At 31.9% G+C, this 16,173-nt stretch carries 10 protein-coding genes; 9 read left to right on the top strand and 1 reads right to left on the bottom strand.

What is annotated here, in order from left to right; translation table 11 throughout:
• The first annotated feature begins 946 nt into the window (after positions 1-946).
• From ACZ9HT_RS04785 to ACZ9HT_RS04775, 3 genes are all read left to right on the top strand, one after another.
• On the top strand, positions 947-1,702 hold the full coding sequence (locus ACZ9HT_RS04785) for a LytR/AlgR family response regulator transcription factor (RefSeq protein WP_476039320.1): 756 nt from the start codon (positions 947-949) through the stop codon (positions 1,700-1,702).
• A 44-nt stretch (positions 1,703-1,746) separates the two neighbouring features.
• Positions 1,747-2,157 carry a response regulator gene (locus ACZ9HT_RS04780; RefSeq protein WP_476039319.1) on the top strand — a complete coding sequence of 137 codons (411 nt, stop codon included), beginning with the start codon at positions 1,747-1,749 and terminating at the stop codon, positions 2,155-2,157.
• 89 nt (positions 2,158-2,246) lie between these two features.
• On the top strand, positions 2,247-5,363 hold the full coding sequence (locus ACZ9HT_RS04775; protein WP_476039318.1) for a PAS domain-containing sensor histidine kinase: 3,117 nt from the start codon (positions 2,247-2,249) through the stop codon (positions 5,361-5,363).
• Positions 5,364-6,093: 730 nt separating this feature from the next.
• Here the strand turns inward: ACZ9HT_RS04775 and ACZ9HT_RS04770 are convergent.
• Entirely contained in the window at positions 6,094-6,741 is a 648-nt protein-coding gene (locus tag ACZ9HT_RS04770; RefSeq protein ID WP_476039317.1) for an SOS response-associated peptidase, read from the bottom strand.
• A gap of 110 nt (positions 6,742-6,851) precedes the next feature.
• On the opposite strand from ACZ9HT_RS04770, the gene ACZ9HT_RS04765 reads away from it, so the two are divergent.
• From ACZ9HT_RS04765 to ACZ9HT_RS04740, 6 genes are all read left to right on the top strand, one after another.
• Positions 6,852-7,865, top strand: a complete 1,014-nt coding sequence (locus tag ACZ9HT_RS04765; RefSeq protein WP_476039316.1) for a helix-turn-helix domain-containing protein — start codon at positions 6,852-6,854, stop codon at positions 7,863-7,865.
• A 610-nt stretch (positions 7,866-8,475) separates the two neighbouring features.
• A complete protein-coding gene (locus tag ACZ9HT_RS04760; RefSeq protein WP_476039315.1) occupies positions 8,476-9,552 on the top strand; it encodes a glycosyltransferase in 1,077 nt (358 codons plus the stop codon).
• Positions 9,549-10,673, top strand: a complete 1,125-nt coding sequence (gene glf / locus ACZ9HT_RS04755) for a UDP-galactopyranose mutase (protein ID WP_476039314.1) — start codon at positions 9,549-9,551, stop codon at positions 10,671-10,673. Before ACZ9HT_RS04760 ends, glf begins: the two co-directional genes overlap by 4 nt.
• An 898-nt stretch (positions 10,674-11,571) precedes the next feature.
• Positions 11,572-13,890: a TonB-dependent receptor domain-containing protein gene (locus ACZ9HT_RS04750; RefSeq protein WP_476039313.1), complete on the top strand. Its 2,319-nt coding sequence runs from the start codon at positions 11,572-11,574 to the stop codon at positions 13,888-13,890.
• 197 nt (positions 13,891-14,087) lie between these two features.
• Positions 14,088-14,861, top strand: a complete 774-nt coding sequence (locus ACZ9HT_RS04745; protein WP_476039312.1) for a hypothetical protein — start codon at positions 14,088-14,090, stop codon at positions 14,859-14,861.
• A gap of 707 nt (positions 14,862-15,568) precedes the next feature.
• Positions 15,569-16,150: a Crp/Fnr family transcriptional regulator gene (locus tag ACZ9HT_RS04740; protein WP_476039311.1), complete on the top strand. Its 582-nt coding sequence runs from the start codon at positions 15,569-15,571 to the stop codon at positions 16,148-16,150.
• Positions 16,151-16,173: the final 23 nt, after the last annotated feature.

The raw sequence follows: 16,173 nt of genomic DNA, 5'->3' as shown, positions 1-16,173 counted from the left end.
ATTTTCATATCGTGAAGGAATGAAAAGCATAAAAATTTATATTTGCAAGCTAATGAAGTAGGTGTTTTTTTATGTAATTGGATGAAACGGTGTTTTGACTTTTACAACATTGAACGTTTTTTTATTTCTTCCAAAAACAAAATAGTAAGTTTATTTTTACTTTGAGGGAACTTTCTGTGATGTCAATTGAATTTTTAAACTAAAATAACGGTTACATTAATTCTCTTTTTACCACTTATTATCTTGAAACCTACACTTATTTTAAAAGATGGACAATTAATAACTGTATGACACAATCTGACTCTCGCGGTTTATAAGCTTTACATTTATAAACATAAAGGAAGTGTTTACTTCCCCTATAATTTTTTTCATCATTTGTGTTGATCTCCTTTACTTTCTGTAAAGGAGATTTTTTTATTTCAATGAATAAATTTAATTTTAGAAAACCATTGGAATTACGGAAAAGATCTATGAAAAAATGATGATCGTAAAAAGAACGCGGGTGCGCATTTAAAATACCTCTCTATAAAATTTAAAATACATTTTAAAATGTTGTGGCTTTTTTGATCTAAATAATTTTTTTATTTCACGTTTTTTTTCGGCAAAAATTGGGTAATGCTAATTTATTTCTTTACCCCAGAATTTACGCATTTTACCTAAAGATGACGTAATTGGCATTATTTTAGTAAAAGAAATAGGTATATTATGTACAAATGCGCCAGGATTTCTATTTGTATCTAATTATGGTTGCTGATTTTTGAAATCGAAAGTGAGCATCGGGAGCAAATTTTAAGGAAATAAAATTAAACAGATTACATTGACGTATATGGCGCAGAGAATATTAAGATTTCTGAGACCCTTCCAACAAAAGTAATTGATTGAATATAATTTTTCGTAAAAATATTTTTTGATTTCTAACATACATTCTCGATTTATATATATATAAATGAAACAACTCACTGCGGTAATTGTAAATGATGATGATGAAACTACTCAAATATTAAATTCATTTGTGGAGGATAATCATATGATTTTGAAAATTGTGGGGCATGGCTCTTCGGTTGAGAAAAGTTTGGATTTAATTAAATTACATAAACCTAATGTCATATTCATAGATATTTCATCCAAGAATGAAAGCTTGTTCAATTACATCAATGATTTAGATTTTAATCTTCCAAAATTTATTTTCATATCGTCAAACGAACTTTATGCTTTAAAAGCGTTCAAGCTAAATGCAATTGATTTTTTAGTTAAACCTCTTAACTTTGATGACATCATTCTTTCAGTTTATAAAGCGATTAAACAGATCGGAATGGAATTATGTTTTCAGAAACAGAAGGTAAGTGAGGTAAATGCTTTGACCAACATGTATCAAAACAAAGAATACATCGCTATTTCTTCAATGGATAAAATTGAACTAGTTAGGATGGATGATATTATTTTTTGTAAAGCAGAAGGCAAATACACTGATTTTTTTCTGGTAAACGGTAAAAAGATCTTATCCAGCAGAAATCTTGGCGAATATGCATCTTTGATGGATCCTAATTATTTTTTCAGAATCCATCATTCATATGTCGTTAATATCAAACATATTACAAAAATAGTAAAAAAGGACGGTTATAGTTGTGAACTTATAAATGGAACATCGCTTCCAGTTGCTAAACGAAGACAAGAAGAGTTTATTAAATTTATCAAGCTATAACTATCATTAAAAATAATAAAATCCAATCTAAAAAGACAGATATTATGGAAGATCTAATGCAGCCCTCGTTTGATAAAGTTATGATCATAGATGACAATGAATTCGATCTTTATATTGGTGCAAAATTAATTACTAATAACAACTTTTCAAAACATATTTTAGAATATAACAATGCTTCAACTGCACTGGAATATTTGTCAGAAAATCAAGAAAATAAAGATTTAATACCACAGATCATCTTTGTTGATATTTACATGCCGATTATGGATGGATTTGAATTTTTAGAAAATTATAAGTTGTTATCACCAACCTTAACCGATCATTGTAAAATCATTATGGTCTCTTCTACGATTGATGATCGCGATATTTTTAGGGCAAAACAAGATCGATCTATCTCTTTATTTGCCGTTAAACCAATTACCAAAAGTGTTTTTGATGAAATTTTATCTTTTTAAAAGTTCTTCTCTTATTTTGGTGGATCTCTTCTAAAATATTAAAAATTTGAAGATCATTTTTCTGATCTCAATAACTTCACAATAAAATAATGGCCTCTAAATTAATTAAAATACTACTGGTTGACGCTTTTTCAGATCATATTGAAATAATTCGTCAGATCCTGGAAAAAGAATACAGTAATTATATTCTAGAGGTTACGGACACTAAAGAGGGTTTAAAGCAATATATTCAGAAACAAGATCCAGATATTATATTATCTAACACCAATTTTCCGGACTTTGAAGGAAGATCAATATTTAATTTGGCCAAAGAACTGGCTCCCCGAACGCCTTTTATATTTATATCTAATGCCGCTAAAGAAGAATCATTGATCTATTTCTTCAGGAATGGTTTGGCTGATTTTGTTCTGAAAGACCAAATAGAAGAACTTCCTTCCAGTATAAAATTGGCTTTAGAAAAATTTGGATCTAAAAATTGTCCTCGAAATACTGAAGATAAGCTCCAAGATCGCATTAAAGAATTAGAAAAAAAAGAGTATTTATTTAGAGCATTGGTAGAAAATACCGAAGTAATTTACACCGTTCTTGATGAAAATTTAAATCCCATTTATAGAAATCCCATAATAGAAGAGATCACAGGATATAGCCCTAAAGAGATACATGGATATGACATTTTTGAAATAATTCATCCTCAAGACAGGGACTTAGTTCATGACTTTTTAGATGAACTAAAAAGCAAACATGGACAAATCATTTCAATTTCTTTTAGATTGAAATTAAAAAATGGGAAGTATTGCTGGTTTGAAGGAACTGGTAATAACCAGTTGAGCAATCCCAATTTGAAAGGTATTATATTTAAATTGAGTGATGTCAGCACGCGCAAAAAAATAGAAACTGAGTTGGCAGAAAAAGAAGCCGATTACCGTGCGATGTTCGATAACAGTCTCAACGGAATAATACTATCTCAGATAGATGGCCAAATTATCCGAACTAACCCTGCCGCGTGTGAGATGTTTAAAATGACCGAAGAAGAGATCATTAGTAAAGGCAGCGACACCATTATCGATAAAACTGACCACCGAATTGATTCTTTAATGCAGGAACTCATTGCTAAAGGTAGCGCAAAAGGAGAAGCTAATTTAATTCGCAAAGACGGAAGTAAATTTTTGGCTTTTATTTATGCTTCTAAATTTACCGATTCTTTTGCAAGGGAAAGGGTTTCTGTATCGATTCGTGACCTCTCTGAGCGTTTAAAATATCAAGAAAAATTAGATACTACAGCCCATTTATTAAAAAAAACGGTCGATCGGCATAATAAAACTTTAGATGCTTCAATGGATGTCATCTGTACAATTGATGATGATGGGAAATTTGTTGATGTAAATGCCGCTTCGCTGAAAATATGGGGATATACCCCACAGGAATTAAAAGGTACGTCCTTTTTAAATTTAATTTTTAAAGAAGACCAAGAGAAATCAGTAAAAGAAGAGTCTAATGTAAAACAAGGTTCGGAAACCAATTTCTTTGAAAATCGATACATCCATAAAAACGGTTCTATTGTCAGTAACCTTTGGTCAGCCAGATGGGATACGGAACTTCAATTAGCATTATGCATTGCGAAAGATATAACTGACAGAAAAAAATTAGAGAAAACCATTCAACAGGAAAAGAAACGTTTTCATGATCTCTACGAGAACTCTCCTTCTGGAATGGGCATTTTAAAAGGACCAGATCACATCTATGAATTGGCCAATCCTCCTTATCTAAAAATAATCTCTAAAACTGATAAAAGTGAAGTAATTGGGAAAACAGTAAAAGAAGTGTTCCCGGAACTTGAATCTCAGGGAATATACGAGCTCTTAGACCATGTTTATCAAACCGGTGAAACCTTTTCAGCAAGCGAAATGCTTTTTCAATTTGATTTTAATGGAAATGGAATATTAGATGAGGTTTATCTGAATTTCATATATCAAGCACATAAGGATCCTGATGGAAACATAGATGGTATTTTCTTCTTTGGAAACGATGTTACAGAGCAGGTTGTGTCACGAAAAAAAATAGAACGCTATAACAGTGAGCTTAGTAGCCAAATTAAGCTCACTCAAAACAGACAGGAGGAATTACTGACTGTAAATAAAGAATTATCTGATTTCAAATATGCTATTGATGAATCCTGTATTGTAGCCATCACTGATCAAAAGGGAATTATCACTCATGTCAATGATAACTTTTGTGCCATTTCAAAATACACAAAGGAAGAATTAGTTGGTCTGGATCATCAAATTTTTAGCTCTGGTCATCACTCGAAAGAATTTATGCAAAGTATCTGGGAAACCATCACCAAAGGTAAAACCTGGAAAGGAGAGCTGAAAAATAGAGCCAAAGACGGTTCCGAATATTGGGTAGACACGACTATAACTCCATTTTTAGATATAAAAGGAAAACCCTATCAACATGTCACCACCCAGTTCGATATTACGGAAAGAAAAAAAGCCGAAATTGATCTTGATCTGCAGAACAAGAAACTAATAAAAACAAATACAGAATTAGACCGCTTTGTTTATAGTGTATCTCATGATTTGCGTTCTCCGCTCACCTCTATATTGGGAATAATTAATTTTATAGAAGAGGAAAGTAACGAACCTGAAACGATCAAACATATTCTAATGATTCGAGAAAGTGTTCACCGTTTGGATAATTTCATTAAAAACATACTAAACTACTCCAGAAACAATCGTCTTCCAGTGGAAGTACAAAAAATAGATTTACAAAAAAACATTGATGAAATTGTCAGATCTTATAGAGGGAATCCAGATGCAAAGAATATAGAATTCATCGTTGATATCAATCAGCGGCAAGCATTTTATACGGATCAAATAAGATTAAATACCGTTATTGAAAATTTAATATCAAATGCCATAAAATATCATAAAGAAGAAGGAACAAATAATTTTATTAAAATCAGTAGCTCTTCCGATTACAAAATACTTAAACTGACCATTTCAGATAACGGCGTTGGAATAGATGAAAAATATCACACTAAAATCTTTGATATGTTTTACCGTCTTAACAGTAAAAAAGTAGGTTCCGGTATTGGGTTATATATTGTGAAGGATACGATCGAAATTTTACAAGGAACTATCGCAATCGAATCTGAATTAAATAAGGGAACATCTTTCGTTATTACGCTAAAAAACTTAAGATGATACCAAATATTTTAATTCCAGAACTCAACAATGTAATGCTTCGTACGCTTCTCATCCTTCCACTCTGAAAACGAAAATCCGGCAAAGCCAATAACAAGATCGTTTATTATGAAAATTCACTGTTTCTAAACTAGGAAGTTATACTCTTCATTTGGCTGTGCGTCATTCCGGAGGACAAATTATAAACTACTTGACCATTTGCATTACCGACTTAAAAAACCGCTCTACAGAATTCATTAGTAATTGTCCAGTCGGACCCTTTAAATTACCAAAACCATGCGTTTCGCATGGAATGGTTAACCAATAATTTTTTACGCCGTACTGATCGTGCAAAAGCCTTAATTTGCATTTGTCTCTCCGTGAAATCTCTCTAAAATCTCCATATATGATGGTTCTTATTACCTGTTTTCCAGATATTTCGGGATATCTTCAATAATTTTTTATTGGACTTTCTACAATTTAAGACCTGGTACGAAAGCCGTAATTATCTATATTTGGGAAACACAATCAACGTTTTAAATGAAAATCTCTCTCCTGTTTATTTTTCTTCTTCGAATTTCGAGATTTCGAAATGATTGATTAAGAATTCTGGCAGCAATAATTTGAAGAACTTAACAAAAATAATCCTTCATTTTAATTTCTCCCCAAGTTTTGTGACTGATGCAACATAATGAGGAAACCACTTGAAGACAAATGGTTTTTATAAATTATTTACCACAAATATTTGATCCTAAAAAAGAGTTGTAGGATTTGCAGCATCTAAATTCACAGCAACTAACTGCGGATTATAATTTGGGAAAGCAAAATTATCTGTAGACCTGTCAGATAACCAGGCTTCTTCTGCTTCCTTAGATAGAACCAAAGGCATTCTGTCCTTTGTATTGTGAATCTCTGCCATTAACTCATTGGCATTAGAGGTAACAATTGAAAAGCTTGTAAGGGTTTCATTGGTATTTTTACCAGTCCAGATATTATAAATTCCACCCAGAGCAAAAGGTTCATTATTATTATCTAACTGGATGAAATATTTCTCCTTGCTCTTTCCTTTAGAATCCAACCACTTCCATTCATAAAAACCATTAACCAAAACTAAGCATCTGTTAGAAACTGAATTTTTAAAACTTGGCTTTTCTGCTAAAGTTTCTATTCTTGCATTTAAAGTCATTTTCTGAACTTTTCTATCTTTTGACCAAAAAGGTATTAATCCCCAATCTCCCAATATAGCTTCATCAGGATTTTCATCCATAATGATAGGTGTTTTAGGATACGAGAATCCATTCAGAAATCCTGAACCTTTGAAGTCTGGAGCATTATACTGCACACCAAAAGAATCCTTGATTTCTTTTTTAGTGAGATTGTTTGAAATGTAGTAGCACATAAAATAAGTTTAATTACAATCACAAGTATAATCATTTTCTGTAAGTACATCGATCATTATTAACATCTTTTACAAAGGTTTTGCATAGTTTTACAAAAAACTATTTCATCATGTTTACTTTTCCAGTTAATTCCATTCCATTAAAAGACGTCATTATAAGTTTGGCAAAATCATTTGATGTGAAATACTACAACGACTGTAGCGAATATTATTTGAATGTTCCTAACCATATTGGTGAAGGACAAATTCGGGGAATTAACTTCGAAAATGGTTTAGGTCTAATCATTTACAAAGCAATTTTTAAGGAGGATATTCGCTTGGAATTTACTTTGGACGAGATTCATCCTGTGAAATTTATCTATTCATTACTTGGTCCGTTATCCCATGAATTTGCGAACGAACACAAAAAGAATTCAATAGGAGAATTTAGATGCGCAATTGTAGCGAGTGAACGTAAAAATGGCCATATCATTGAGTTTGAAAAAGGTATTCAGCACGAAGTAGTGAGTGTAGAAATTGACAGAAAAGCATTTACGAGCATGGAAAAGTGCGAGGTGGGAAATTGGAATTCAAAACTTCAAAAAGTCTTAACAGATGTAGAAGGTAAAAAACAATTTTATCATGTAGATAATTGTGGAATATATTTTAAAGATATATTGAGTAAAGTAGAGGAGTACAAAGATTTCATTTTAGGTCGAAAGCTTAATTTAAAATCTGTTACCATTCAAATGCTTGTAAATCAATTGGTTCAGTTTGATGATGATAAATTGCACAGTGAAGAAAGAACAATTCTAAGAGTTCAGGAATTGAAGAGAGTAGAAAAAGCTGCAGAATTTATTAAAGATAATATTGCTGGAGATCTATCCGTTAAAAATTTATCCACTCAAACCGGGCTGAATCCGAATAAACTTCAAACAGGTTTTAAGTATTTATTTAATACGACAATTAATGAGTTTGTGACAAATATTCGTTTAGAGCAGGCGAATATTCTACTTCGAAATAAAGAATATAATGTAAGGGATGTTGTCGCTGCAGTTGGTTTAGAAAGTAGCAGCTATTTCTCTAAAATTTACAAAAAAAAGTACGGCATTACCCCAAAAAATTTTAAGAAAACTTTCTCGTAGAAAATAATTAAAATTTGATATCATTTTTTTTAACCATTCCAGATTGCAGGAATACTTTCTATTATTTAGCGGTGAGCATTAGATAAAAATATTTATCATTATAACACTGATGAAATAGACTTCGTGCGATCAGTGTAAATCATTTTGACAACATATTATCCTCAGATTCTGTACTTACAAAACCATGTTTCAATGCGATTATTGCAGCTATCATATAAATCGCACAATTCTTATTTAATTTTTGCTGAAGAATTCATTTCTGACGCCACTAAGGATATCAGATAATTTATCTCACTTTAATATTAGCTGGTCATTTATTGGAGATTCTTAAAGACTGCACATCTTTGATCAAAAGTTATTTTTTTAGGGAATTATAATTTTTTAAATCGCCGTCTGCAGAAATACTTCCCTTAATCGGTTGTGGTAATTTACTGGAATAAGACCTGGATTATTATTCAAAATTTTTCCTAAACCTTCATCAATTTCCAAAAGTATATTGAACAAAATTCAGATCATATAAATGGATATGCATCTTTAATAATTTTCATAGCGCTAATTTTTCCTGCGTTAATATGTAATTTTACTAAATTAAAAATATTAGAAAAAAACTATGTATAAATTTAACAGCAAAAAGGAACTTGCCGAGTATGATATGATCGTATTTTGTCATCTGCGGTGGGACTTTGTTTATCAAAGACCGCAACATCTAATCTCTCGACTTTCACAAAAATATAAGGTTTTAGTTGTGGAAGAACCGATTGGAAGAACCGACGATCAGTTTCTTAAAATTAAAGAGTTATCGGCCTCTTTGCATATTTTACAGCCTCAAATTGATCATCTTGATGAGTTAGGGATCTATTTAAAATCCATTTTAAAAAATAAAATTTATCCGGTTGGATGGTTTTATTCTGCGGCTTTTGTCGATGTTTTGGAGGTTTTCGACTTTGAAACGATTGTTTATGATTGTATGGATGAACTGTCTCTTTTTAAAGGAGCTTCCCAAAAATTGATCCAGCAGGAAAATAATTTACTTTCAGCGGCAGATGTAGTTTATACCGGCGGAAAATCTCTTTATGAAGCGAAAAAATTAAAACATCACAACGTTTTCTGTTTCCCGAGTTCGGTTGATATTGAACATTTTGCTAAAAGTAATGCTGAAGAAATTCCGGTGGATCTGAAAAATATTCCAACTCCAATAATAGGTTATTACGGAGTTATTGACGAAAGAATTGACTTGGATTTGCTTCGGAAGTCTGCAGCAAAGCTACCGGATTACTCCTTCATTATGATCGGACCGATCTGCAAGATTGAAGAACATGAATTACCGCAAGCAGAAAACATCTTCTATTTAGGAATGAAAACTTATGATGAGTTGCCAAACTATCTTAATCATTTTGACTTTGCCATGATGCCTTTCGCTTTAAATGATTCTACCAAATTTATAAGTCCCACAAAAACCTTAGAATATATGTGTGCTTACAAACCAATAATCTCCACGAAAATTACTGATGTTGTTCGTGATTACAGCGACTGCGTATTATTGATCGAAGATGAAAATGATTTTTCACAAGCAGTAAAAAATTCAGATCAAAATCTTAAAGAGAAGTATGACGAAATCCTTAATAAAACTTCCTGGGACATTACTGCAAAAAAGATGAACGCTATAATAAGTGAGATTTTAGTATGAAGAATTATGATATTTTAATTATCGGTGCCGGAATTTCTGGTGCTGTTTTGGCTGAAAGATATGCCTCCATTGGTAAAAATGTTTTAATGATCGAAAAGAGAGATCACATTGCGGGAAACTGTTTTGATTATTATGACGAGAACGGAATATTAACATCAAAATATGGAGCGCATCTTTTTCATACCAATGACGAAGGAGTTTGGAAATATGTGAACCAGTTTTCTAAATGGTATCCGTGGCAACATAAAGTGATTGCGAGAGTTGACGATAAAACAGTCCCGATTCCGGTGAACATTACTACCGTAAACACTTTATTCGATGAAAATATTACGAATGAAAATGAAATGCAGAAATGGCTTCAAAATAATCGGATTCCTTTTGATTCTCCAAAAAATGGAGAAGAAGCAGTTTTAAATAGAGTAGGAGAGGTATTGTATGATAAAATGTTCAAACATTACACGAAAAAACAATGGGATAAATATCCTGAAGAATTGCACGCGTCTGTTTTAGAAAGAATTCCAGTTCGAGATAATTATGATGACCGTTATTTTTCTGATACTCATCAAGCCTTACCAAAAGGGGGTTACACTAAACTTTTCGAAAGGATTTTGGATCATCCAAATATTCAGATTCTGCTCAACACGGATTTTTTTGAAATTCAAGATCAGTTAGAAGGACATGATAAACTTTTTTACACGGGTCCGATCGATCGTTTCTTCGCCTTTAGTGAAAAATTAAAAGAAAAACTGGAATACAGGTCGATCAATTTTGTGCGCGAATATCTGGATCAAGAGTATTTTCAGGAAAACTCTGTGGTTAATTATCCGGGACGGGATGTTGATTTTACCCGAATTGTAGAATACAAACATTTTGGAAATCAGCAGTCTTCGAAAACCAGCATTGTGAAAGAATTTACGGTTGATGAAGGCGAGCCTTATTACCCAGTTCCCAATCAGAAAAATCAGGAAATTTATGCGCAGTACAAAGAGGAAGCAGATCAACTGAAGGATGTTTATTTCGTGGGAAGACTGGCCAACTATAAATACTTCAATATGGATCAGGCCTTTCGAAATGCTCTGGATTTATTTGACGAACTTGAACCAGATAAGTCCGAAAGTTAGCAAATATGCAATCCGTTTTATACCTTTTTATGGCTGGGTTTTAAGGTGCAGATCATATCAACCGATACGGAGAAAGTATCAATCTATTTTGATTAATGGATCATATTATAAAACTAGATAGTATTCCAGTTTGCTCTCGAAATAGGGAATCTCTCCCGTACGGGAAGAAATTTGTTAGTACGTTGTAGAAACGCAGTAGTAAGGTTGATAGGTATGATAGAAGATTTAGTCTGCGGCATCAGATAGTAGTTGATAGAATTGTAATATATTTTTACATCTTTGTTTGAGCTTAATGACCGAAAATTGTTGTAAAAATGTTTTTATTATGCAATAACTTCGATGTACTTTCGAAAACACTATTCTCAGCCTAACACAATAATATCGCAAATCTAAATGGTTTTGCGATATATTTTTGTGGAAACAATTGGTTATCATCTCTTGTTCCAAAATCGTTTTTATCAAATTTAATAAAAAAGAGGCGTAAAGTTAACTTAAGATCTTTCAAGCAGATTCAGAGTAATTTGCTTTAAATCGAAGCTTCAAAAAAATAGTCTGCTAAACGATTGTGAACGAAGTTGTTAAATTCAGTGACGCGCATGCTACCGATAAACTGATACGGAACTTTCTCAATTGTTTAACGCGCATTGGCCTAAGAAATATTGGTTGTTCATTGATCGAAATGCAGAGAATAAGAAATCATTTTAAGTATTTACATTTAGATATTTTGCTGGATTAAGGTAAAAAAGATCTTATAATTAAATCGGGAATGTGCGTATATTTGAGAGTTACCTGCAACCGCACCAAAAAAAAGCCAGAGTCGGATGTAATAATGTACCGCTGTTAATTGTCTTCCTTTAAAGCAAAAAATAATTTCCAATAAAAGATTTCATTTTCAACAATGTCTAAATTAATCAAACTTTTCACTTTATTTTTAAGTCTACATGTTTTTGCGCAACAAGAAAATTTTAAAATAAATGGTAACATAACTGACGGTAAACAAAATAATATTGCATCAGCACAAGTCTATCTTTTTACAGCAAATAATGAACTTGTAAAGACTACAATTGGCCAAGATGGTAATTTTGAATTTTCACAACTCAAAGCCGCTCAATATCATTTACAGATCGTATCAAGTGGTATTACGCAAAATGAACCCCCTTTTCAACTTTCGTCAGATCTTAGTTTAAGTATAATGCTGAATGAAAAGGTTTCTAATATCGAAGAAATTAAAATTTCGCGCGCAAGAAATCCTTTTAAGATTCAAAACGGAAATATTGCTATAGACGTTGCAAATTCCTCTTTAAGTAAGGTGGCAACATCCAAAGATTTATTGGGTAAATTGCCGTTTATTTATGTAGATGCAAATGGAGAAGGTTTGTCAATGGTGGGGAAAGGTATTCCGCTATTATATATAGATAATCAAAAAGTTGATTTTAATGTGTTATCTGCTGTATCTGTTGATGAAATTAAATCTGTAGAAATAATAAGGAACCCATCAGTAAAATATGAAGCAGAAGGGAAAGCGGTAATCAAAATAATATTAAAAAACAGCAAAAAAGAAGGCTATAAATTGACGCTAAATGAAGCCGCTGTTTTTAACAAACGTTTCACCAATAATTTTTCAGCCAACTTTCAACAGAAAAAAAATAAAACAGAGTGGAAATTAAATGCATCCTACAATCAAATGCAACATTGGGAAAGCAATGGTTTCGATTATTCGGTTCCCAGCAGAAATATCAATTCAGACTACATCATTACATCAATTACCAGTCGTCCGCAAGTTATTTTGGGAGCCAGGTTATATCAAGAATTGAATGACGGAGATAATTTAACATTTACAATAAATGGAAATTTAAGACCGGATAAAGGTGATAATAACACGGTAACCAACTACGAAGTAAACGGACTAAAATCGCAAATATTAACACTAAATCCTCAGGACAGAAAAAGAGCCACGATCAATTCTATTTTTAATTATAACAAGCAACTTAAGTCTATTAATGCTACTATTTTTACAGGTTTGCAATATACACGAGAAAGCAATAATGTAGATTTTGACTTTTATAATAATGTTGATAATGCTGGATTTATTTTCAGCCAGTTTAGAAAACAAAAATATTCAGTGAATGCTTTTTCCGGAAGAGTTGATATTGAGAAGAAAATTACAGAAAATTACCAATTAGGTATTGGAGGGAGTTTTACAAAAGCAGACGCTGTTACCGATAATTTCACAGATTACAGAAACGTAAATTCGTCTGAATATTTCAAATACTTTTTCAATGAAGAAAACTGGGCTTCCTACGCAGAATTTTCAGGCGAAAAAGAAAAGATAAGTTTCAAAGGCGGTATTCGTTTAGAAACAACTTCCGCAAATGGTTTCAACCAAATTTTGGCTGAGACGAATATTGATAGACAGTATGTGGATTGGTTCCCAAGCGCAGAATTATCTTTCAAGCAAAATGAGAATTATATCTACACGGTAAACTTTAAACGGAGTATTTCACGACCAAGTTACAATGATTTGGCTTCGGGTGGATTATACAGCAGTCCTTATGTAGAATACCAAGGAAATCCAGATCTTGTGCCCTCTTACACCAACGAACTTTCAGCAAGCATCAACTTAAAAAAATGGGCCATAAATGCTTCTGTGTATGAAAGCAAAAACCCGATAGGCTTCGGACTCTTTTATAATGAAAACGAAAATATATCAAAGTTTACTACCAAAAATTTTGACAAAGAAAGTGGGGCAAGTTTAGGATTGGATGTTCCATTTGAATATAAAATCTTATCTTCCCAGAATAGTTTATCCATCAATTATTCAAAAACAGAAGACCGTCTTGCAGTTATAAATCAATCCACGCCGTATCTTTATCTCTATACAAATAATACGATAAAACTTGGAAAAGGTTTTAATTTTCTTTTAGATGGCACTTGGATTACCAAGAGAACACAAGGAATTTACGAGTACAACGAAATGGTATTAATAAATTTAGGCTTAACTAAATCAGTTTCAAATTTTGACTTCACTTTGCGTTATAATGATATTTTCAATCAAAATACATTTGTTAATAAATTAAGTTATGACAAAATCAAAACGAAAGGCAGTTTTTATGGAAATACTCCGACTTTTTCTGTCGGAATAAAATATAATTTCGGAAAGGTTTTAAATTCAGAATACAAAGAGAAGCAAATTAATGAAACTGTGGATAGGATTTAATGCAAAAATTGAAAAGCGGATGCAGGTAACATTGTATTGGCAATAGTGCGGAGAAATCGCACGTCTAACAATTTTAGATGTTCCGAAGTTTAATTTATAACAAGAAAGTTTTCGCGTTTTTGCCGCACCATCGCCAATAAGCAAAACGTTATGCGATTTACTACAAACCGAGTGATTAATGGAATGTTAATATAATAATGAAAAAAATAATATCTATTTTAATCCTTTCTTTTACCTTTAATTCTTGCGGAAATAAAGACGAAAACGCAAGGCCAAAAGAAAAGGTTATAATCGGCAATATAAAAATTGACTCTTCTATCGAAGGCAAAGAAAAAATTGATGAAAGTGAAAATAATTCGAATGAATTAGATCTTACTTATCCAAAAACTGGAAACACAGCAATCGATTTTCTACCAACATTGAATATTTACGAAATACAATATGAAGCAAAAGGAGATTTGAATAAAGATGGTTTAACCGATATTGCAGTAGTACTGGTAAACAAAGAAGTAAAGACTGACGAAAGACCGATGCTTATTTTATTGCAAAACAAAGACAAATCGTATCGTTTAGACAAGCTTTCAAATCTTGCGATGCCAATAGAGTATGCGGAAAATGAATATCAATTGTATAGTTCAGAAGAAGTTATTATTGAAAACGGAATACTGAAAATACATTCTTTTGGGTTTGGCGGACCAAGTGGAAATCTTTTCAGCAATTTCAAATATTTTGGTACCGATTTACTTTTAACACATATTGAAACTTACAACGTTGGAGCTGGAAGTTGGCACGAACTTGATTATGATCTGCAAAAAGGCGAATTAAAAGAAGTCATCACTAATACGATGAAAGAAGAAATGCCAAGTAGAGAAAAAATATTTAAGTTGACTAAAGTAAAATATAAATTTGAAAGCTCTTCGCCTGATACCATCATTATCGAAGCCTATAAAAAAATAGACAGTGAATGGTAGAAAAGAAAGTACAATCGCACAAAATCTGTTTGGCAATATGCTGGGTTTAGTGTTAAATCGATGATTTGTGCTTCCTTTATAGTTCAGTGATTGTAGAACGTTTCGACTTCCTTATTCGCCACCTCGCCAAGAAGAGAACCGATGCACAAATCAACGCTCTATATCATTTAAAAAAAACCTGATTACATGAAATTCTTAAAAACATTATTTAAAACTAAAATGTTTTTAGTGTGTTTGATTTTATTAATTTTTTACACGCTTTTTTTTGCTGCAACGGGACAAAACAGAACAATAAATTGGGGCTGGTACAGAAATTTAAATCACAATTCTATAATATCTTTTCAACTTATATTAGTTTCCTATTTCTTCTGTTATGGCTTATTAGCTTTATTCAAAAAAAAGACGAATCTAAACTTATCAATTGCCCACGCAGCACTTATTTTAACCTCGATTTTGCTATTAAATCCACAAAGTGAAAATTTATTTGGAATATTTTTCATTCTGTTAGTCATTATATTCCTAATAAATCTGACTTTAAGTCTTATTAATAAAGAGAACTGAAATTGCTACAGCAATATTTTCTATGTCTTGCCTGAATTTTCTGTAGAGTGATATTCCATCAATCATGTTTATCCTAATAGTGAAAATCGGTACATCAATTCCCACTTTAAGACATAGTAAAACACAGCTATTAACTGAAACAAATTATGAGTAAACTGACTTTAAATAATTACTTCCATTCATTATTCCCTATCGAAAATGAAATCGTAGAAAAAATCACAGAAACATTTTGTGACTTTACGTTGAACAAAAACACTGTTTTAATCAACAAAGATCAGATCAGTACAAAAACGTATTTTTTAGAAAAGGGCTACATGCGTTCCTATATATTGAATGAGGATGAGGAAGAAGTAACTACAAACATTTATTCAGCACCTTGTTTTGTCAATGACTTTTTATCTTTTTTTACAAAGCAACCTGCAAAAGAGATCTACCAAACCTTAACGGACTGTTTATTTTGGGAGACAGGTTTAGAAAATGTACAGGCAAATTTTCATAATATTCCTGAATTTAGAGAATTTAGCAGACTTTTATTTGTCATAAATCATTCTAAACTTAATGATAGACTGATCGAGATGGTAAGTAAAAAAGGAGAAACAAGATATTTAAATCTTTTAAAACAACAGCCTCATATTTTTCAAAATGTTCCGCTAAAGATTATTGCTTCCTATTTAGGTATAACAGACAGTACACTGAGCAGAATTAGAAAAGAAGTTAGCAGAATGTAATTTCTTGTCATTTATCAAGTTCT

The sequence above is a fragment of the Chryseobacterium sp. UYP7 genome (genome assembly GCF_056279225.1).
The sequence above is the reverse complement of the archived record's forward strand: the minus strand, read 5'-3'. Positions and strand labels throughout refer to the sequence as shown.